16 protein-coding genes, 1 tRNA gene and 1 pseudogene are annotated in these 21,092 nt (G+C 42.1%); 7 read left to right on the forward strand and 11 right to left on the reverse strand.

Annotated elements, in window-relative coordinates; translation table 11 throughout:
- Window positions 1–11 precede the first annotated feature (11 nt).
- Entirely contained in the window at window positions 12–1,007 is a 996-nt protein-coding gene (locus tag B0H50_RS05265) for an Rpn family recombination-promoting nuclease/putative transposase (protein ID WP_158275884.1), read from the reverse strand.
- A 1,090-nt stretch (window positions 1,008–2,097) separates the two neighbouring features.
- Here B0H50_RS05265 and B0H50_RS05275 point away from each other — a divergent pair.
- Together B0H50_RS05275 and B0H50_RS05280 are read left to right on the forward strand one after the other, a co-directional pair.
- Window positions 2,098–2,703, forward strand: coding sequence for a master DNA invertase Mpi family serine-type recombinase (locus B0H50_RS05275; protein ID WP_109587383.1), 606 nt, complete (start codon window positions 2,098–2,100; stop codon window positions 2,701–2,703).
- Window positions 2,685–3,608 (forward strand): TaqI-like C-terminal specificity domain-containing protein, encoded by a 924-nt coding sequence (locus B0H50_RS05280; protein WP_109587361.1) that lies wholly within the window; start codon window positions 2,685–2,687, stop codon window positions 3,606–3,608. The genes B0H50_RS05275 and B0H50_RS05280 overlap by 19 nt, the downstream gene beginning before the upstream one ends.
- Before the next feature lie 85 nt (window positions 3,609–3,693).
- Here B0H50_RS05280 and B0H50_RS05285 read toward each other — a convergent pair.
- The 5 genes and pseudogenes from B0H50_RS05285 to B0H50_RS13780 all read right to left on the reverse strand — a co-directional run.
- Window positions 3,694–3,978: pseudogene (locus tag B0H50_RS05285) on the reverse strand (hypothetical protein); the annotation flags it as partial.
- Window positions 3,979–3,992: 14 nt separating this feature from the next.
- Complete coding sequence (locus B0H50_RS05290) at window positions 3,993–4,412, reverse strand: hypothetical protein (RefSeq protein WP_109587363.1); 420 nt, start codon at window positions 4,410–4,412, stop codon at window positions 3,993–3,995.
- Window positions 4,409–7,747: an Eco57I restriction-modification methylase domain-containing protein gene (locus B0H50_RS05295; protein ID WP_109587364.1), complete on the reverse strand. Its 3,339-nt coding sequence runs from the start codon at window positions 7,745–7,747 to the stop codon at window positions 4,409–4,411. The genes B0H50_RS05290 and B0H50_RS05295 overlap by 4 nt, the downstream gene beginning before the upstream one ends.
- 14 nt (window positions 7,748–7,761) lie before the next feature.
- Window positions 7,762–11,034 (reverse strand): helicase-related protein, encoded by a 3,273-nt coding sequence (locus B0H50_RS05300; protein WP_199219612.1) that lies wholly within the window; start codon window positions 11,032–11,034, stop codon window positions 7,762–7,764.
- 68 nt (window positions 11,035–11,102) lie between these two features.
- Entirely contained in the window at window positions 11,103–11,234 is a 132-nt protein-coding gene (locus tag B0H50_RS13780) for a hypothetical protein (RefSeq protein WP_269843924.1), read from the reverse strand.
- Here B0H50_RS13780 and dusA point away from each other — a divergent pair.
- A complete protein-coding gene (dusA, locus tag B0H50_RS05305; RefSeq protein WP_106199173.1) occupies window positions 11,233–12,222 on the forward strand; it encodes a tRNA dihydrouridine(20/20a) synthase DusA in 990 nt (329 codons plus the stop codon). The genes B0H50_RS13780 and dusA overlap by 2 nt on opposite strands.
- Window positions 12,223–12,230: 8 nt before the next feature.
- Here the strand turns inward: dusA and B0H50_RS05310 are convergent, their stop codons facing one another.
- Entirely contained in the window at window positions 12,231–12,944 is a 714-nt protein-coding gene (locus B0H50_RS05310) for a hypothetical protein (RefSeq protein ID WP_109587366.1), read from the reverse strand.
- The gene (locus tag B0H50_RS05315) at window positions 12,944–13,954 is read right to left on the reverse strand and encodes a PorV/PorQ family protein (RefSeq protein WP_109587367.1); all 1,011 of its coding nucleotides are present in this window, start codon (window positions 13,952–13,954) and stop codon (window positions 12,944–12,946) included. Before B0H50_RS05315 ends, B0H50_RS05310 begins: the two co-directional genes overlap by 1 nt.
- Before the next feature lie 47 nt (window positions 13,955–14,001).
- Here B0H50_RS05315 and B0H50_RS05320 point away from each other — a divergent pair.
- Window positions 14,002–14,074 (forward strand) — tRNA-Lys (locus B0H50_RS05320).
- Window positions 14,075–14,177: 103 nt separating this feature from the next.
- On the forward strand, window positions 14,178–14,321 hold the full coding sequence (locus B0H50_RS13300; RefSeq protein ID WP_158256510.1) for a hypothetical protein: 144 nt from the start codon (window positions 14,178–14,180) through the stop codon (window positions 14,319–14,321).
- A gap of 94 nt (window positions 14,322–14,415) precedes the next feature.
- Here the strand turns inward: B0H50_RS13300 and mqnE are convergent, their stop codons facing one another.
- On the reverse strand, window positions 14,416–15,456 hold the full coding sequence (gene mqnE / locus B0H50_RS05325; RefSeq protein WP_106199164.1) for an aminofutalosine synthase MqnE: 1,041 nt from the start codon (window positions 15,454–15,456) through the stop codon (window positions 14,416–14,418).
- Window positions 15,457–15,617: 161 nt separating this feature from the next.
- Between mqnE and B0H50_RS05330 the strand changes: the two genes are divergently transcribed.
- Entirely contained in the window at window positions 15,618–17,558 is a 1,941-nt protein-coding gene (locus B0H50_RS05330; RefSeq protein ID WP_106199162.1) for a GGDEF domain-containing phosphodiesterase, read from the forward strand.
- A gap of 88 nt (window positions 17,559–17,646) precedes the next feature.
- On the opposite strand, the gene metK is transcribed toward B0H50_RS05330, so the two are convergent.
- Entirely contained in the window at window positions 17,647–18,837 is a 1,191-nt protein-coding gene (gene metK / locus B0H50_RS05335) for a methionine adenosyltransferase (RefSeq protein ID WP_106199160.1), read from the reverse strand.
- A gap of 122 nt (window positions 18,838–18,959) precedes the next feature.
- Between metK and B0H50_RS05340 the strand changes: the two genes are divergently transcribed.
- Window positions 18,960–19,721, forward strand: coding sequence for a Nif3-like dinuclear metal center hexameric protein (locus B0H50_RS05340; RefSeq protein ID WP_106199157.1), 762 nt, complete (start codon window positions 18,960–18,962; stop codon window positions 19,719–19,721).
- A gap of 131 nt (window positions 19,722–19,852) precedes the next feature.
- Here B0H50_RS05340 and B0H50_RS05345 read toward each other — a convergent pair whose 3' ends face one another.
- Complete coding sequence (locus B0H50_RS05345; RefSeq protein ID WP_106199187.1) at window positions 19,853–20,851, reverse strand: class II fructose-bisphosphate aldolase; 999 nt, start codon at window positions 20,849–20,851, stop codon at window positions 19,853–19,855.
- Window positions 20,852–21,092 lie beyond the last annotated feature (241 nt).

A 21,092-nucleotide genomic window follows, 5' to 3' on the forward strand; every position in this document is an offset into this window, starting at 1 on the left:
AGGGTTCTTTTTTACAGTGCTTTGATTTCGTCAATCGTGAGGCCGGTTGCATCTGCAATTGCTTCTAAAGGAAAACCTTTATTGCGGAAAGTTTTGGCGAGGGAAAGAGTATTTTGGCGAATTCCTTCTGCACGGCCTTTGGAAAGCCCCTTGGAAAGTCCTTCTGCACGGCCTTCCTTACGACCTTTGGAAATTCCTTCCGCAAGCGCCTCAGCTTTACCTGCAGCGAGCCTTTGGCGAAAGACATCGCCGGCGCTGACGAAACCGTACTTTTGTCCGATGCTTACGAATGCCATATCTAACTCCTTGAGGATGCTTTCGCCCAAATACTCCTTCAAATATACACTAATTTTTTCGAGCAAGTTTTTCGCTTCATCGTAAGGAATCTGCGTTAAGGCTTTTTGAAATTTGGGAAGAATCGCCAACAATTTTTTCCGGTTAAACGCATATTTCATTGCGGTTACACCCATTGCCGTTGCAACATCATCGCAGCCGATGCAATCTTCGTCCGAAATCATTTTCATGTCGATGAAATGGCATTGATAAGGCAACACAGATTTAAAAAAGTAATCGGAATAATTTTTACGCAAAATTTTAAATGGGTCCCACGGGCCTTTGCCGTTGTAAAAAAGAATGGCGACTGTCGGAATTCGCGTTGCGGAGTGCGATTGTGCGTACGCTTTCATCACCGAATTGACATATTTTTCCATTTGCTCCAACGTATTTGAGTCGGGACCGGATTTGTGTTCGAGCAAAACGCCGACGAGTGCGTGATTGCCCGAAGAGGCATTCACACGGAAAGCCAAATCGGCTTCGCCCGTTTCGTCCACATTCGAATAGGAATCGGGAATGCGCACAAATGTATTCGGATCAACCGCTGCCAAAAATTGCTGAATCTCCAAATTGGATTTCGCAGAAAGTTTCAACAACGCCCGCAAATGATTTTCATCGGCAAAAAGCCAGCGGAAAAATGCATCGTGACTGCGACGAGAATTTTTATTTGTCATTTTGTTCTCCATAGAGTTTCAAACAGAGACATTTCTGCTTAAAATTTTCAAAATGACGCCTTTATCTTTAAACGTTTTAATCAGTAAAAATTTTCCAAAAGTAAAGAAGATTTTACTTAAAAACGAAAAAAGTTGAAATCAATGCATAATTCACAATGGATAATTAACAATTCAAAAGTTAGGCGCTTCGCGCGAAAACATCAAAAATTTACCGCATTAGAACTTCGCACTTTTCCCCGCGCGGCTTCGCCGCCATTATTTCCAATTGTGCATTGTTAATTGTTAATTATGCATTGGATAATAATGCATAATTGATAATTCACAATTAACAATTATAAAGTTAGGCAGCTTCGCTGCTATTTATAACAAGCGCGCCGCAGACACATCCGCCGTGTCATCCTGAACGGAGCCGAAGGCGAAGTGAACGGATCTAGCAGTAATTTTCAGCGTTAAAAATTAAAAGAAGATATTTTTCGTTCAAGATTTGCCCAAAAATTTTTAAAGGTGAGTTCCCGCAGCCAAAATGTGCCCCAAAATTTTTAAAAGTGAGTTCCCGCGGTCAAAATGTCTCCAAAAATTTTTAAAAATGAGTTCCCGGCGTCAAAAAATATTGGCTGGAAATTTGATTTGAACCCTCCATCCGAAAAAATAATGGCAAGAAATTTCATTTGAAGTGTCCACGGCAAAAAATGGGGAATGAGTTTCCCTTTTGCGTCCGCCAAAGGGAAAGCCTGCTGCGCAGGCAATGAGGAATTAGGAATGTTATCATGGTGCGGCTTTGCTGCGCGGGGAAATGCAAAATCTTAGATCTTAGAGTTTAGAGCTTATGGTTTAGAATTTCTAAGTTCAAAGTTCTCAGCACTAAGTTCTCAAAACCCCGCGCACAAGCGGTGCGTTCCATCTGAAACTTTTGCGGCAATTTCTATTCGGAAATCTCTCCATATAAAACTTTTGACGCTGGAAATTTCATTTGAAGTGTCCATCTGAAACTTTTGAGGCTAGGAGCACCGCAAAGCGGTGCGCTAATTTCTCATTTTCAAATTAGTCATATTAAAGGATTCGTATGCAAATCCTCATTAACTTTCCTTTCATGATATACGGATACATTCGCGTAAGCAGCGACAAGCAGACAGTAGAAAACCAGCGGTTTGAAATCAACAACTTTTGCAAGAGGCAAAACTTAAAGATTGACGGCTGGATAGAGGAAACCATCAGCGGCACCAAAAGCTATAACAAGCGAGAGCTTGGCAAGCTTTTGCAATGGGTCAAAAAAGACGACTTAATTATATGCGCAGAACTTTCGCGCCTTGGGCGAAACCTGTTCATGATTATGGAAATCCTGAATATTTGCATGACTAAGGAATGCAAGGTGTGGACGATTAAGGACAATTACCGGCTAGGTGATGACATCCAGAGCAAGGTGCTGGCATTTGCCTTTGGGCTTAGCGCAGAGATTGAAAGGAATTTGATTAGCCAGCGGACTAAGGAAGCGCTGGCGAGGAAAAAGGCGGAAGGTGTGGTGCTGGGGCGCCCCAAGGGGAAACGCACCGCTCCCGAAAAACACAAACTTTATGGCAAGGAGGAATTTATTGCCCAACTCCAAGCGCATGGTGTGAGCCAGCGAAAAATTGCCAAGATATGTAAAGTCGATAGAAATACCTTAGCGAGGTTCTTAAAATGTGCAAGTGGAAAGTGAGCGTTTTTGTTCAGCAACAGCATTCTGTTTCGAGTTTTGACAAAGGTGGCGAAAGCTGGGTAATTTTGAGCGAAATTGAGCAAAGCATTAAGCGCAAAATTGAAGCCGTGGGAACTCCGCTTAAAGATTGGGATATTCAAATCAATTACGGAATAAAAACTGGTTTTAACGACGCTTTTATTATTAGTACTGAAAAGCGCGATGAAATTTTATCGAATTGCAAAAACGAAGAAGAACGCAAAAAAACGGCTGAATTGATTCGACCTATTTTGCGCGGCAGGGATATTAAAAGATATGGTTATGTGGACAATGGATTGTATCTTATCAACACACATAATGGCGTTCGTGGGCGCATTCCTCGAATTAAAATCGAAGATTATCCTGCTGTAAAGGCTCATTTAGACCAGTATTGGGATAGAATTGCCACCAGAGCCGACAAAGGAGACACTCCGTACAACCTACGGAACTGCGCTTATTTGGAGGATTTTAGTAGGCCAAAAATTGTATATGGGCAATTTAGGAATATGTCGTTCGCTTACGACGAAAATAGATGCTTTTTAAGTAGTAATGAATACTTTATAAATGCTAAAAACTTAAAAAGCGTTTTGATGATTTTAAACTCTAAGGTTGCCAATTTTTATGCAAACTGTTCAATGAATTCTCTTGGCGGAAATACGACCATAGCTCAAAAGGATATCTTCTTAAAAATCCCAGTAGTTGCGCAAATACCATCCCATTTTGCACAACAATTAACAACGCTATGCGATAAAATTTTGAAAATAAAAAAAGACAATACTGATTCAGATTCATCTGAATTTGAAAGAAAAGCAAATCAAATTATTTACTCTCTTTACAAATTAACAGATGAGGAAATTGCTGTAATAGAAGGAGTTAAACAGTTTTAAGTTTCCTAGCAATAAAATCTATTTCAATTGGAGAAAAACCATAGATTTTTCCCAACTGAATTGAAATTTCTTCATCATTATTTGATTTTTCGACACTTTGTATTTGTTGCTTGTCAATTCTTGGAATTGGCAAATTTTCAAAAAATGCTTTCTTATATCTAAAACCAGCTTCGCCAAGTCCTCCGCCTGCATAAAATGTTTTGAATAAATATGCAGTAATTTTTGAATTAAAAACTTTTACCAAATACTCTAAGTTTTCTCCAGTCAAAAGAAAACTTGTAGCTTCCGGTAAAAAGTTCTTTTTATCTAAATAGAACTTTGGCTCTTGTACGATTTCGGCGTACATAATTTTTGGCTTAAAGAAATCCTCCTCAATCCAATAGCCTAGCTAAAATTTTCCTTTATGTAGACACACTCATTTTCTTCAAGACCATAAATTTTGAATATCTCCTCATCTATACATTTCTCCGCATTAGAATCAGTATTTTTTACAATTTTTTCTAAAAGCTTTGCAAATTTTGAATTTTTAGAGTCCGAAATTTTAGGAATTCTAATAGGTTCTACAGCTTGCACGCTTATCAATAAATCGCCGGTTCCTGTTTTTGGGGCATCTTTTAATAGATAATGCCCCATTGGTGAATTTAACACACAGCAAATAAATTCAATATTTTTGCCTGTAGCAAAACAGGTACTATCAAGACCAAAAGATTTATTTGAATCATAGCTAAATCGAATAATAGATCCTATTCTTTTCCACATAATTTTCGGTTCTTGAAAATCCTCCACCATTATAATGACAATCATTTTGTAATCGCATAGATTTCTCCTTCGTTTAATCCGTATAATTCAAAAATTTGTTTATCAATTTCTTTTGCTTTTTGTTCTGTATATTCGTTTTGAATATCTTTAATTAAAACTTTAAATTTTTCATTAGTTTTGTCTGTTACTTGCAATACTGGAATTTTATCAAAAAATATCTTGCTTAATTCCCTAGTTCCTCCCAATAATTCAGGAAAAGCATCGCGGAAGCAATACTTAAATATTGATGAATTTAAAAATGCTGTTAGAAATTCAATGTCTTTTCCTGTTACTATAAAACACTTTTGATTAGTTAAAAATTTTTTATCGTCATATACAAATGGTAGATATTTTGTCATATTCGGATAAATCAATTTTGGCCTACTAAAATCCTCCCAATAATTTGCGCCCCACCGCTGTAAGGCATACCACTCATAGCGAATACCAGTCTCTACTTTATTTCTAGCTGAAAGTTGTTTCTTATATCCAAGCAAATGATTATAAATTGCTGGGTATTGTTTTTGAAATTCTTTTTCTGCTTTTTCTGAACACCCCTGAATAGAATTGTCCAAATGCAACGGAAAATGCCAGGGAATATAGACTAACCACAAATTTGCCCAATCGTAGCTATAACGCTTAATATCGCGTCCGCGAAGAATTGGTCTAATTAGTTCCGCCGTGCGTTTCCGCTCATCCTCATTTTTACAGTTTTCAAGGATTTCGTTGCGTTTTTCGGTTGAAATAATAAATGCTTCATTACAACCGGTAAGAACGCCACGATAGATATTGATGTCCCAGTCCTTTAATGGAGTGCCTACTTTCTCAATTTTTGCCTTAATACTTTGTTCTATCGGGCTAAGAATAACCCAACTATCTGAGCCATTAAAGCTGTTTACACTGAAATTCTGGCTCAAAAAAACGCTCAAATTTTTTATGCTGTCTTTATTCTCTTTTGAAGTTACCGCGCAGATGGTTTTGTGCTCGTTCTTAGCCTTTTCAAAGAGCAGAATGTTTGTGTCAACCGTTGCACTTTCAAAGACTTTTACGCCGGCAAAATCCACAAGCAATTTGGGGTTTGTTTGCGTGGTAAAGTATTCGCGCGTTTTTTCGCCGTAACCAGCACGCATCCATTTATTCGATGTAATAAAACACAAGTGTCCGTGCGGCTTTAACAATTGGGCACCGCGTTCGTAGAACAGGCAATAAATATCGCCCGTTTTTGCGAAGACTTTATAACTTTCTTTTTCATATTGCTTGGCAAGTGCACCGCCATTGTTTTGTAGCTGAACATACGGTGGATTTCCAATTACAATATCAAAGCCATCGTTTACGCCAAACATCCACGAAGGATCCAAAAATTCCGCCACGGCATTTTGGTCGTAAGGGTTCCAACCGGCGAGTTGCTTGGCGTCGTCGGGGGCAAAACTTTGGTTTTTGATTAAAAGCTTCGCCAATTTGTTGCGCAGCTCGGTGTCTTCTTTGCGCAGGCGCATTTTTTCGGCAGCAGACTTTGCCGAAAAATGTTCGTGCCTGATTTCTTTTAGCTTTTGCTTTGTCGGTTCGATTTCGGGGTCTTCAAAAAGCTCGATTTGATTCTTTTGCTTTTTCATCGACAAAAGCGAATCGGCAGCGACAAAGTGCGTTTCCAAGTTTGGTAAAGTCGGAATTCCAAAATTGGGCTTTGTGGCATCTTTTTCGCAGTCGCAAATCAGCGAAATAAAGAACCGGAGTTTACTGATTTGGGCGGCAATGCATTGAATGTCGCTTCCGTAAATGCAGTTTTCAATAATCGAAAGCTTTAAATCGTAAACGCTTTTTTGGGGGTGAATCTTTTGCAAAATATCGACCATTCGGTTCAAAAGTCCCATCGGGAATGCTCCCGAACCGCACGCTGGGTCAAGAATTTTAATGGCTTGGAGTTTTGTTGCTATCGCTTTATATTCGTTTTCTGAGTTAGAATCTTTTTCAAAGTCATCGTCAAATACCGATTTTACAACGGGGGAATCTCCTAAATAAGCCTGCAAGCTTTCGTCGACCATGTAGTTTACGACTTCGCGAGGCGTATAGAAAGAACCACTTTCCTTGCGCGCGGTTTCTTGTGTTTCGGGGTTGTAGGCTCCGAGCAAGTTTTCAAAGACTTTTCCCAAAAGTTCAGGGTCGAGTGCTACTTGCTGTTCGTTGGGCGAATTTTCTTCGATGGTAAAGTTGTAGCGGTTTAAAATCGAAAGCAAGCCTTTTTCTTTTTCAAAGAATAAAATGTTCGGGACAACGGCTCTCCATTTAAAGCGACCATCGCGGAATTTTTCACTATTGCGGCTAAAACCGTCAAAGTTATAGGATTTTTCTACGCCATCGAGCTTGATTGTTTTATCCTGGCATTCGAAAAGCCCACCGTTTAAAAATGGTACTTCCGAAAACAGCTTTATTACTTCGCTTTCCGAAATGTTAAATAGTTCTGCATAGCGGTAAAGCGTTTTGACATCGCGGTAGCCTTGATTTGTGGCAAAGCCACGTTTGTTGCCTTCTTCATCGACAATCGCACGGTTTAACGTGGCAAAGAACAGGTTCTGTAAAATCGCATTGTAGTAAGTGCCATCGGTTGTCGATTCGGGATCAAAATTTTTTAAGATGCTTGTCAAATAGGTTTCGTCAAAAATGCAGTTGGGCACGAGTTTTTTCTGCTTGATAAACCACACAAACATCAGCCGTGTAATCAGGCGGATAATTTTTACATCTAATTTTTCGCGGTCATCGTCTTCGATATTTGTGTCATTCGGGAAGCTCACATTCGATTTTACATCATTTGCCCACAAATACCACGCAAAAAGGTCGTTGTAGAACTGCTTGGTCAAGGCTTCGACTGCAAAGGCTTCCTTGATGCTTTTAAATGAAATGCCATCGGATTGTAATTTGATAAAGCGCGCAACCGACGTATTGTAATAGTTTTCCTTTTCTCCAAAAACATAAGTATAACGCTTGGGGGCGGTTTCTTCGCCCTTGATGTCGCAAATAAAAGAAAGTCGCCAATGATTATTGTCATTGAACACGACAAGGGCGGCATCGACTTCGTATTTTAAATAGGATTTGACCAATTTGCGAAGCCCCACTTTGCGCTTATCGATTGAAGATTTCATATCGTATTTGAAAAATCCAAGTGAATAGCCGTCGGAGGTTTCGGTTTTTCCTAAATAATAAGCCTTGTAATCTTTGGAATCATCTTCTAAAAGTTCAGGATTTTTGAGAGTAGTCTGGACATCAAAATAATTGACCATCAAGCGTTTCCACGCTTCAAGGTCAAATGCGTTTTGAAAAAGATTGCGAAATTCGTTATTGGTGAACATCTTCAAAATTCTCCTTAGATAAATGATTCCGAAACGATGATTTTCGGTTTAATGGGTTCGTTCGATTCTTCTTTTGAAATTTCTTCGCTCGAAGAATATTCCTTGTAAAGCTTATCGATAAATTCGATGCGGCGTTTTTCCGCTTCGCTTGCATTGATATGCTCTTTGGATTCGTCTTTGGCAAACTTATTCAGTTTCGTTCGCAGCTGGGCATACGTTCCCTGTTCAACAAGTTGCCGCAACACTTCTAGTTTTTCCTTGATGTCGGAATACTGAGAAAGGGCACGCATTAGGGCTCGAATGTAACTCAATGCTTTCGATGTCGTCGGGTCGTTTTTGCGGGCGTTCATCGAATCGGGATGTACTTGCTCATTTGATTCTGTTTTATACTGCTGGGTTGCCAAATTGACTTGTGTATAATGGAAACTTTCTGCTTTGCGCATCGGCTCTGGCTTTTCAGAAACATCGGCGCGCATCATATCCATTGCATCTAAAAAGGCAACGTTCGAAACTTCATTTTGGTTCACCAAGTAGTATTCCACTTTTTTGGGCGACGATAAAAAGACAAGAGTCGACTGCGTTTGCACTTTTTGGGCAGCGCAATTTTCGATGTCTCGCACAGTGCGGCTTTTCATCGGCAAGTTTTTAATCTTATTGTATAAACCGCGGTCTTTTTGGAATAATTCTCGGACTTCTTCCAAAAGCTTTAAGCTTCTGTCGACATTGTCGGTGATTTCGGGGTTAAAAAGCTGGAATTCGCGCACGAGTTCTTCGCGTGAATAAATTTGCGTGTCTTCGCCCAAAGCCGAATGGAATCCTTGCAGTTTAATTAAAGCATTACTGTAAAGGTGGATTTGTTCGTCGCCTTGGTGCGAAGGGTAAAACATGTAGTTGTAAATTTTATCCGCAACAGAACCGATACGGTTTACACGCCCGATGCGCTGCATGAGCCTTGTCGCATTCCAAGGGGAATCGTAATTGATAATCACGTTTGCGCGGTGCAGGTTCACGCCTTCTGCCAAAACATCAGAAGTAATGACGATGTTGAATGCATTAGATTGTTCTTCTTTGGGAACGTTTGCGTCAAAGCAAGTTCGAAGAATTTCTTGATTTGCTTTGCGATTGCTTGCGCAAATGTTAATGACATCGTTTCTATTGAGTTTCTTTTGAATGGCGTCCGTCAAATAGTTGACGGTATCCACGCTTTCCGAGAATATGACGAGTTTTCCTGTCGGGTTGTTCACTTTTTTAAAAAATTCGGACTTGATTTTTTGAATAAACAAGTCGAGCTTCGGGTCTTCTTGAACCGCATCCCATTTAGAGCACAAATCCGAAAGCCTTTCGACATCTTCTTCAAGCATCTTCACAAATTCTGGGTTAAAATCGGACGCTTTATAGACAATATCTTCAATATTGAATCCTTGCTCCATCGCATATTCAATAATTTGATCGAGCTCCCACCCCTTATCGATTTTGTCTTTAATCTTTAATTCGGATGCGATAAAGACTTTGTCTTCTTGAAACATGCGAATCATATCTTCTGTAATTTTTAATAAGGTATGCAGTGATTTTTTAAACGCTTCAAAGCTGCTTTCGAGTCGTTTGACCATATGGACTCGGTAAACTCCCATCAAAGTAGCTGCGATATTTTCGGGGTGGTTATACTTTGCTTTTGCTTTGCCCACTAAAAATTCAATCGCTCGGTAGCGCGCATAATGTAAACCTTTTCCTTCGGGATTATCAATCGTTTTCGTATCGGTCAAAATAAACATCGTGTCATAAAACAATTCATTTAAACCGTTTTTTAACTCGTATTCCAAGGATTTTGGCGGTAAAATTTCGGGGAAGACAATTTTTTGTTTGCCCAAGTCCGCCTTGTAGGCAGGCACATTTTTAATGTTATTTCTCGTTCTTCGAACCGTTACCTTATCGATGATTTTCGTGCGGATTTCTTCGTAAAGGGCATCGGTGCGTGCGGCAAAGTCTGCGTTGCTTTCGTCTTTTCGACGCTCCTTCATAATGTTATTGTATTCCTTAATCCACGGAGCAAAGGTCGTGTCGAGATTTTGGACGCCTTCAATTGTTGAATAGTGGGCGTCCTGGAAGAGCAAAAGCAGATTTTTGATGTCGTCGGGCTTGTTGTTTAACGGCGTTGCCGAAAGGAGCATCACCTTTTTGGGTCCGAAGATTTTGCCGCGATTTCTCCTAGGCGACTTGCAAATCTTTTGGAGTTCATCGTAATGTAAGGCAGAGCCACTGCGGAAATTGTGCGCTTCATCGACGATGATTAAGTCAAAGTATTCTTTTTCTAAAAAGTTATCCTTTCCTTCAAGGATTTTGCTTAAGCTTCCGTTGCTTATAAATTGGGCGTAGTTTGAAATGTTAAAGCGTTTAAAAGTATCCTTCCAGTTTTTGGCAACGGCAGGGGGGTAAATGACTAAAATTTTGGTGTGGTGGTTGTCGTTTTCGTGAATAAAACGCTTCGCAATCATCGTGGCGACAATCGTTTTTCCAAGACCCACCACATCGGCAAGAATGAAACCGTTATGCTGCAAAAGCATTTGGTAGCCTTGAATGACCGCATCTTGCTGGTAGCGAATCTTCATGACTCCATCGGGTAAATCCATCGAAAAATCATCTTCAACCTGCAAGCTGAATGTGTCGATTAAAACCTTCATGTAAAGTTCGTATGGAGTTGGCAATTCGTCGGTCAGGTGCGTCTGGTTTTTCATATTCCGCATATCGTCTAGCGATAGCGGCAAGGCGTCTGCCCAAAGTTTTTGAAATTCTTCCTTACAATAATTGACATCGTCGTAATCTTTCATCGCGACATTCAATTCATAGCGATTGTTATCATCCTTGGTGCCAAGTCCCGAATCTGAAAGATTTGATGAACCCATAATCACCCAGCCGTCGGAACTTTCGGTATGGTTTTCGGGGAGCAGCAAATAAAACTTGGCATGCAAATCCTTGGACTTGTGAATGCGAATTTCCAATTTGCCGCTACAAATATCGTCGCAAAATTGCAAAATGCCCTTTTCGGTTTCGGCGTCGTAATTGGCTTCTTTTATTTCTTCCCTGAAATTTTTGGAGTATGCTTCGCGAATGGCATTTTCATCAATCTTTAATCCAAAGAAAAATTCCGACTGCTTTCTAAATAATTTATCGACATCTATCCCTACGAGAATTTGAATTTTTTTCACATTTTCAAATTCAGCGCGGAGCTTGAAATAGCCCGAAGACCTAAAATACCCGACCACCGCTTGGAATGTATGAAAGTTGCACATTTGGTGCGCAATATCGCAGAATTTTTGAAATAAATTGCTGTTTGGGGTATTATTAAAAAATTTAGAGCTCATGGAATATCATTCTCCTGCACTATTTTACGCAGCGTAATATAAGAAAAATTTTTAGTAATTTCTAAAACAATTTTTAAAATTTTATCAAAAGGACTTCCTCCCCCCGAAATTATTAAATTTGCCGCCATGGATTCTTCTGCGCTTCAATTTCATCGGCGGCTTTCGATTGCGCCGATGCTCGATTTTACGGATAGGCATGAACGGTATTTTTTGCGGTTGCTTTCGAAGCATGTTTTGCTTTATACTGAGATGATTGTGGCGAATGCGCTTTTGCATGCGGCGGAAAAATTTATCCAGCGGAACGCCGAAGAAAATCCGGTTGCGGTGCAGCTCGGCGGAAGCGATCCGAAGATGCTTGCGGAATGCGCAAAAATTGTCGAAGACGCGGGATTTGATGAAGTCAATTTGAATTGCGGATGCCCTTCGGAACGCGTACAATGCGGTTCGTTCGGCGCAATCTTGATGAAGAATAAAAATCTCGTCGCCGAATGCGTGCAAGCGATGCAATCGCAAGTGAAAATTCCTGTCACCGTGAAAACGCGCTTGGGCGTAGACGATCTCACATCCTTTGAATTCTTCGAAGATTTCATCGATACTGTGCACGCTGCGGGATGCAACACATTTATTATTCATGCGCGGACGGCGCGCTTGCGCGGTTACTCACCCAAAGAAAATCGAGAAAAGCCCGCGATTCAATACGAATCCGTTTATCGATTAAAAGAAGAACGGCCGGAATTAAATATCAGCATTAACGGCGACATCAAAAATTTAGAACAAGCTAAAGAGCATTTGAAACGCGTCGATGGCGTGATGATGGGGCGCGCGGTTTATGCGAATCCGTGGATGTTACATTCAGCGGATGCAGAAATTTTTGGCAAAGAAAATTCCGCTCCCGAAACGCGCGAAGAATTGCTCGAACTTTTTACGCCTTACGTTGAGAAAGAACTCGCTGCGGGTTGTCCGCTTTCCATTTTGGTGAAGCATCTTTTCGGACTTTTCGCAGGGCTTCCGGGCGGACGCAAGTATCGGCAAATTTTGTCCGAAGGGGCTGCGCAAGGAGCGGGCGCTGAAATTTTAAAGAAGGCGATTAGCGCTGTCCAATCGGCGCAGGAATAATTGAAAATTTAAACGCGCAATTCTTTTAGAGTTTCTTCGGTGAGCTTTGAAATTTCCGTGACTTCTAAAGATTTTTCTTCGAGCTCTTTTCGATTTTTGAAGATGGCAAAAAATGTCAAAGGATGATGCAGCGTAAAATGCAGAAAATGCCCGAGACTTAAATCTTTGAAATAAATGCGGGCGAGTTCTTTGTTGTCGATTGAATTTTTTCTTTTTTCTAAAATGGCAATTTGTAATTGCGGCGTTGCAAAAAGATTTGCGCCTAAATGCAAAGCGCGTAAGCCCAAATCAAAAAATTTCAAATCGGTTTTAAATTCATCGTCGAAGTCGCCGAGCGCTTGCAGTAATCGCGTCGAATAAATGCCGCATTCCGCGGGGAGACTTGCGATTTTTCGAAATTCGTTCGCGGGATTTTTTTTGAATTCTTTGATGAGTCCGCGCTTCCTTTCGAGAAGAAATCCCGAAGAAATGCAATTTCCTTGAAAAAGAATCCGCGGGGCGAAGGCATCGGCAAAAGGAAATTCGAGACAAAGGTCTGCGGCTGCGTTTAAAAATTCGCTTGTGATTTGAATTTGCGGTTGAATGCAAATCGTCCATTCGGCATCGAGCTTCGGGATGACTTCCGAAAAATTTTCGGCAAAGAACCAACCGAGTGCGCTGTCTTCAATCGGCGGTTGAAAAGATTCATGCGTGAGGACGATAATATCAAATTGATGCTGCATTAGAATTTAAGTCCGAGTGCTACGCGATGTTCTGTTCCCAAATCTTGTGCGAGATACGAAAAGGCGTAGTCGAGAGAAAAGCGATTGCTCGCATAACCTAAGCCCGCGCTGAAAAGGCGAGCGTCATTGGTTTCGTCGGGGCGATCGTTCGAAGAAAAAATTTCTTTCGCATCGCGGGAAAGGTCGAGCCACGTCCGCGAAAAACCGAGACGCGCAAAGAGACTAGTGCCGATGGCATATTCTGCGCCCAAAGAAAGCGCGGGTTCTGCGTATCGTGGAAAGGTCGATTTGGCGTGAACCGTTAAACGCGGAAGCATTCCCGGAATGTAAAATCCCGAAATGTCAAAGGTTTCTTCTAAGCCGTAATCGGTGTCGCCGTCTTTTACATAAGCGCGGAGCATTTTTCCAAAATTTTTCGCTGCTAAACCGAAGCCGAATTTACGAGAAGACGACTGCCAAAGAATTCCCCAATCAAAAGCGAGAGCCATCGCAGTCTGGTCGTCGGATTCGCCCGATAAAAGATCGGTTGCAAATTTAATCGTCGAACCGAATTGAAAGTGGGGAAGCGGAAGCGCAAGAGTGAGAGAGGTGACCGAACTCTGCGGATGATAAGTGTCGCCGGTTTCGTTCCCCGCGTCGTCGTAGCCATCGACGTCTCCGTAGCGAATCCAGCCGTAGCTCGCTTGTACGACCATCGAACCGAAGCGCCGTGCGTAAGCGAGATAGCCTTGGTTATCGGCAAATTCTCCGGTTTGCCACGAAAAGGCAACGGCATTCCGATGATTGGAATCGAGAACGATAACGGCGGGGTTTTGTAGTACGTCGCCCGGATTTGAAGAAGGCATTGCTGCGTTTGCGTTTTCCATTGCTGCGCTTCGCGCACTGAAAAAAGAGCCTAAAAAGGCGAATGCTTCTTCGCCAGAGTCATTTTTTTTGAAGTAAGCCGAGGCTGAACTCGCAAAAATGAGCATTGTAAGTAAAAAAGTCAAACTTTTTTTTAAAAAAATCATGGTTATAATTTACAAAATTCAAAAAGTTTTATATATTTGGTTGCGTCGGGCTAATAGCTCAGTTGGTAGAGCAACGCCCTTTTAAGGCGTGGGTCGAAGGTTCGAGCCCTTCTTAGCTCAGAAAACCGACAATGATGCAAATCATTGTCGGTTTTTCTTTTTTAAACTTGGCAAATGGATCAAAATTATTATATTGATTGAGTCCTTTAACAGGATGGTTCTTATGGTGAAAGAAGATGTAAAAAAGATAATTGAAAACATTCCGCGTTTAATCAAAAATAAGCGCCTTCTTCAGGCGTATCTAAAAGAAAAAGGCTCTTTAGAAGGATTTGACGATAAAAGAGCGAGACTTGTCAAACCGTTATGAATTAAAAAATCGATCGAATGCATACTCGTTTACCACGGATTGTGGAAACGAGTTTTTTATTTGGATTTCTTGGGAGTTACTATCGCCAATTCATTTACCGCTGAATGACGTCGTATAAGGCGTCGCGTTCTACGGGGACAAGGCCTTCGCCGAGGATGAGTTGTCGCATTCTTTCGGGGCTCATGCCGATTGCGGTATCAGCGCCAGCGGCGTGCGTGATTTTTTCTTCCATAATCGTTCCGTCCATATCCGATGCGCCCGCGTGGAGCGCTTTTAATGCGGTCGGAATTCCGGTCTGAATCCAGTATGCTTTGATATGCGGAAAATTGTCCAAGAAAAGTCGCGAAACGGCAATCGTTCGGAGCACATCTTCTTCGGAAGTTTTCTGCTTGACTTTTAAACCGAGAGCATTTTTATCGGGATGATAAACGAGAGGAATAAATGCAAAAAATCCCGGCGCTTCGTCTTGTAAATTGCGGAGCATTTCCATGTGATCGAGGCGATCTTCAATTTTTTCAATATGCCCGAAAAGCATAGTCGCATTGGTCGGGATTCCCATTTTATGCGCTTGGCGATGAACTTCTAACCATTCAGCTCCCGTTTCTTTTTTGCCGCAAATTTTATGGCGAATTTCTTCGCCCAAAAGTTCTGCGCCGCCGCCGGGGAGCGCGTCGAGTCCTGCATTTTTCAAATCTTGTAACACCGCTTGAACCGGGCGATTCGAAAGTTTTGCAAAATGGCAAATTTCAACCGCGGTAAAGGCTTTTAAATTGACACCGGGGAATTTTTTCCGCAGCGATGCAAGCATTTCTAAGTAATATTCAAACGGATGATCGGGATGAAGTCCACCGACGATATGCAATTCTTTTGCCCCTTGATCGACTGCGGCGCGGGCTTTTTCTTCGACTTGTTCCAAAGTCCAATCGTATGCGTTCGCATCGGTCTTTTTGATTTTTGAAAACGAGCAGAAAGAACAATGCAAAATGCAGACATTCGTATAATTGATTTGGCGATTGTTAACCCAAAAAACATTTTTTCCGTGTCGGCTTTCTTTTTCGGCGTTGGCGCGGGTAGTAAGCTCTTCGAGCGGCGAATGCAAAAATAAATCCAAAGCTTCTTCTTTTGAAATGCGCATACAGAATCCTTTTTTAGGTCATTTTATTTTGCGTTTAAAATAGAAAATCAGCGGTGAATTTTTCGGAAAAAGTGATGATTTGCAATTTACTCAAGAAATGTTTGCAAAAAAATGGGAGAAACCGTATTTTATTTTTATTTTTGTGAAGAATTGAGTGGAATATGAATATACTAACGTCCGATATTTCCTTTTTTATTTGCACGATTGCAGTGCTTTTGTACTGCGTCTTTTATTATTACAATGGAAAATCTCCGCAAAGGGCACGCAGCCGCGTTTTTGAAATTTTAATGTTCAATATGCTCTTCGCATCGATTTCTGCGCTCGTATGCGAAATTCTCGATTTCTTTCATTCGCCCGAAGAAAATTTCTTTAATTATATGCAAGAATTTTTCTTGACGAGTTATTTTGTTTTTCATTCGTTGCTTGCGCCGTTCTTTGCGCTTTATGTGGTTCTCGTCAATAACTGGGGCGAGTTGAAAAGTTTAAAGGGAATGATTTTATTTATTTCGCCTGCGCTTTTCCTCGAAATTTTTGTGCTCACCAATCCGCTGACGGGTTTCGTCTTTTATTATCAAGACAATGTGATTTTTACGCGCGGCCCGATGGAATTATTGATTTACGCCGAAGCGGTGGGCTATTTAGCGTTTACGGTTCGCCAGATTTTAATTTATAAAGCGGTTTTAATCAAAAGCAATTTTGTGGCGCTTTGCTTTTTTATCGCGTGCTCGTGCTTTGGCGTTGCGGTTCAATTTTTTTGCCCGTGGTTTAAGCTTGAACTTTTCGCTGAAGCGCTTTCGCTTTTGGGAGTTCTCCTTTTAATTGAAAAAGAAGATGCGCATACCGATGTGATGACGGGCGTTTACAATCGGCAAATGTTTATCGCCGACAATAAACGGCACATTCAATCAGGGCGCAAGTACGTGGTGATGGTCATTACCCTCGCGAATTTTAAAATGTTTTTGCGCATGGTAAACGGCGAAAGTTTAAATGATGCAGTTCGCGAAATTGTTTTTTGGGTGATGAGAAATATCCAAGGAACGGTTTATCGCATTGAGCAAGATCGCATTGCGGTGATTACGACGGCGAGCCGTTTAGAATGCGATAATTTTGCGGCAAATTTCCGTGCGATGATGCAATCGCGAAATTTCTTTGAAGACAAATCTCTTGTGCTTTCGACAAGCATCGACATCGTTTCGGTGCCGAGTGAAATCGATAGCGTTGAACTTTTGGTAGAACTTGGCGACGAAGATCGCGGTTCGGTAAATTCGGGATTTTTATTACACCGCGAAGAGCATATTGAAAAAGTAAAACGCCGCGTCGAAATCGAAAAGATTTTGCAAAAAGCGATTCAGAATAAATCGTTCGAAGTTTATTATCAGCCGATTTGGAATGCGGAAACGGGAATGTTCGATTGCGCCGAAGCTTTGGTGCGCCTTTTCGATGCGAATAACGGAAGCATTTCTCCGCGAGAATTTATTCCCATCGCAGAACAAAACGGCATGATTGGCGAAATCGGCGGCATCGTTTTCAGTAAAGTCTGCGAATTTTTACGCGCTGCGGAGCCCAAAAAATTTGGCTTAAAATATGTGGACGTCAATTTGAGCGTCTTCCAACTTTACTTGGAAAATACCGATATTCTTTTTAAAAATGTGATGAGTAAAAATGGCATCTCCGCAGATCAAATTCATTTGGAAATTTGCGATTCGGAAATGTTTAGCGAAGACGCCGTTGTGCAAGCGCATTATCAAAAATTGCGCGAACTTGGATTTGTATTCTCGCTCGATAATTTTGCGATGGGCTACGCGAATTTAATCCAAGTCATTCAGAAGCAATATCAGCATTTAAAACTTTCGGAATCGCTCTTGCAAAACGCGGAGCAACCCGAAATGAAACAGCTCCTTTTTGAAGTTACGAACTTGGTGAGAAAATTCCGATTTGACGTTGTGCAAAAAGGAGTTGAAACGCAAAAACAATTAGAAATGGTTTTGGAAGCGGGCGCAAATAAAATTCAAGGATTTTATTATTCAAAACCGTTAGAAGCGCACGCTTTTGTCGAATTTATTCGCAATCAAAATGCGACTACGAATCCCGTTCATATTTAGAATTTCATTTTTCAAATTCAATTTATTTTGAAAATTTTGCATAAAAAAAGTCCCGCTTGCGCGGGACTTTTTGCATTGTAAAATCGGATTAGATTTTTGCCAATTTCTTGAGAAGAGCCGCTTTGTCGGTCTTTTCCCAAGTGAAGCGTTTGCCTTCGCGACCGAAGTGTCCGAGCGCTGCGGTTTCGACGTAGCCAGGTTTCTTCAAATCGAGCATCTTGATAAGACCAGCCGGCGAAAGATCAAAGACTTTCTGCACGATGTCTTCGATTTTTGCATCGGCGATTTTTCCAGTTCCGAATGTGTTGACGAGAACAGAAACCGGTTTGGAATAGCCAATCGCATAAGCGATTTGCACTTCGGCGCGGTCTGCGATTCCTGCTGCGACGATGTTCTTTGCCACATAGCGGGCAGCGTAAGCGCCGGAGCGATCGACTTTACTCGGATCCTTTCCGCTGAAAGCGCCACCGCCGTGACGTCCCATACCGCCGTAAGTGTCGACGATGATTTTGCGGCCGGTTAAACCGCAGTCACCGTGCGGACCGCCGACGACAAATTTGCCGGTCGGATTGACCAAGAAGCGAGTCTTCTTGTCGAGAAGTTTTGCCGGAATCACTTTCTTGATGAGTTCTTCGATAATCGTCTTTTCGATTTGCGCATGGGTGAGTTCTTTGCCGTTCACCTTCGGATCGTGCTGCGTGCTAATGACGACAGTGTCCACGCGGACTGGCTTATTTTCTTCGTCATATTCCACGGTGACTTGGCTCTTGGCATCCGGACGGAGCCATTTGATTTTTCCCGATTCGCGGAGATCTTGAATCTTCGCCATGAGTTTATGCGCAAGAGAAATCGGAAGCGGCATAAGTTCCGGCGTTTCGTTCACTGCGTAACCGAACATCATTCCTTGGTCACCAGCGCCTTGCTGGTCATCTTTTTTACCGACGGCTGCTTTCGCATCAACTCCTTGAGCAATATCCGGCGATTGCTTATCCACGGCGACGATAACGGCGCAGCTCTTCGAGTCAAATCCTAAATCCGGATTGTTATAACCGATTTTTTCAATCGCTTTGCGGGCGAGAGTTTGGTAATCGAGTTCGGCTTTTGTTGTGATTTCGCCCGAGATAACGACGAGACCCGTGTTCACGAGGGTTTCGCAAGCGACGCGGCTGTCTTTATCAGCGGCGAGGGCGGCATCCAAAATGGTATCCGAAATTTGGTCTGCGACCTTGTCCGGGTGACCTTTCGAAACGGATTCAGAGGTAAAAAGATAATGAGCCATGGTTTTCCTTTCTTTTAATTCTATGCATAAATATAGAAAAATGCATAAAGTCTGGCAACGTAAAATGTTTTTGCCATTCATTTTTTACGCATTCTAGTTTTTGCATTTTCTATTTTGCGGATATGAAACTCGCAGAATTTTCAAATTGGTTAGATGCGCTGCTCGTGCCCGCGGCATTTCGGGATTATTGTGTCGATGGACTTTGCGTCGAAGCTTCCGCAGAAGTTTCCCGCGTAGTGACCGGCGTAAGCTTTCGCGACCGTTTAATCGACCGCGCCATCGAAGAAAAAGCGGATTGCATCATCGTGCATCATCCGAACGGATTTTGGAAAAGTGAATCGCAAATTCCGGTGGGACATTTTGCGGAACGTTTGCAGAAACTTTTTACGCATGGCATTTCGCTTTACGGTTTTCATCTGCCGCTCGATGGACATTTTGAAATCGGCAATAATGCGCAAATTGCAAAAGCATTAAAACTTAAAATCGTTCAAGGCTTTATGCAAGAAGGCGAGCGGACGATTGGAATCATCGCCGATGCCGAAGCGCCACTTTCTAAATCGGAATTTTTAGACCGCATCCAAGCGGGATTTGCTCACGGTTATCAGCATTCTTTTTTATTCGGAAACGAGAAAATTCAGCGGGTAGCTATCTGCAGCGGAAGCGGGGCAAACGGAATTGACGAAGCGATTCGTTTGGGCGCCGACGCTTTCATCACCGGCGAAATCAAAGAAGCGGTTCCGATTACCTGCGAAGAATTGGGATTCAATTTAGTGAGTTGCGGACATCATCGGACAGAAATTTTTGGAGTCCGCGCTCTCGCCGAAAAAATTTCTGCAGAATTAAAAATTCCCGCAAAATTTATCGATTTGGATAATGAAGTTTAAGAAAATTTAGCCGAAAAAATTTTTCAAAATTTCCATTCAAATTTTCGCAAAAAAATTCTTCTATATTCAAAAAAGTAAAATGAAAAACGCCCGACTTCGTCGGGCGTTTTCTGACTCAAATCGAAAATCGATTAAAGCTTGTCGTTGGAGCCGAGCACATCCATAATCTTGTGGATGTACATCTTCTTCATATTTTCACGAGCCGGCTTGAGATATTGACGCGGGTCAAAGTGTTCCGGATGTTCGTCAAAGTACTTGCGGATTGCAGCAGTCATCGCCAAACGAGAGTCGGAGTCGATGTTGATCTTGCAAACTGCAGACTTTGCAGCTTCGCGGAGCTGTTCTTCTGGAATGCCAACTGCATCCGGGAGCTTGCCGCCGTGAGCGTTGATGGTATCCACTTCTTCTTGCGGAACAGAGGACGAACCGTGAAGAACGATCGGGAAGCCCGGGAGCTTCTTTTCGATTGCGTGGAGAACGTCGAAAGCAAGAGGAGGAGGAACGAGCTTGCCCTGAGCGTTACGAGTGCACTGTTCCGGCTTGAACTTGTATGCACCATGAGAAGTACCGATGGAGATAGCGAGAGAATCGCAACCAGTACGGGTTGCAAAGTCAATCACTTCTTCCGGCTTCGTGTAGTGAGAAACTTCAGAAGCAACTTCGTCTTCCACGCCAGCGAGAACACCGAGTTCTGCTTCGACGGTCACGTCGAACTTGTGAGCGTATTCAACAACCTTCTTGGTGAGGGCGATGTTTTCTTCGTACGGAAGAGAAGAACCGTCGATCATCACAGAAGAGAAACCGTTGTCAATGCAATCCTTGCAGAGTTCAAAGGTATCGCCGTGGTCGAGGTGGAGAACGATCTGCGGATGAGCGCAGCCGAGTTCCTTGGCATATTCCACTGCGCCCTGAGCCATGTAGCGGAGGATGGTGCCGTTGGCGTAGTTACGTGCGCCCTTCGAAACCTGCATGATCACCGGAGACTTGGTTTCAACAGCTGCTTGGACGATAGCCTGCATCTGTTCCATTGTGTTGAAGTTGAAAGCCGGAATGGCATAGCCACCCTTCACAGCCTTTGCAAACATTTCCTTGGTGTTAACCAAGCCGAGTTCCTTGTAAGAAACTGCCATTGTTTTACCTCGTTTTAGTTGTGGCGTATTGCTACGCCGTTTCGTTAGACAGAAGTCAATGTAGAAAATTTCCTTTGCGAAAGAGGAATTTTTGGATAAAAAGTGAGAAGACTTGGATAAAAGTCCAAGAAGAAACGGAAAAATTTCAAATTTCCGTTTCAAATTGAAACGCTTTTCGAAAAAATGCCGAAATTTGCGGAATTTTCAAAAATTTTATGCGATGGCATGGCTTTTGCAAAAG

It is taken from the genome of Hallerella porci, assembly GCF_003148885.1.
Classification (GTDB): domain Bacteria; phylum Fibrobacterota; class Fibrobacteria; order Fibrobacterales; family Fibrobacteraceae; genus Hallerella; species Hallerella porci.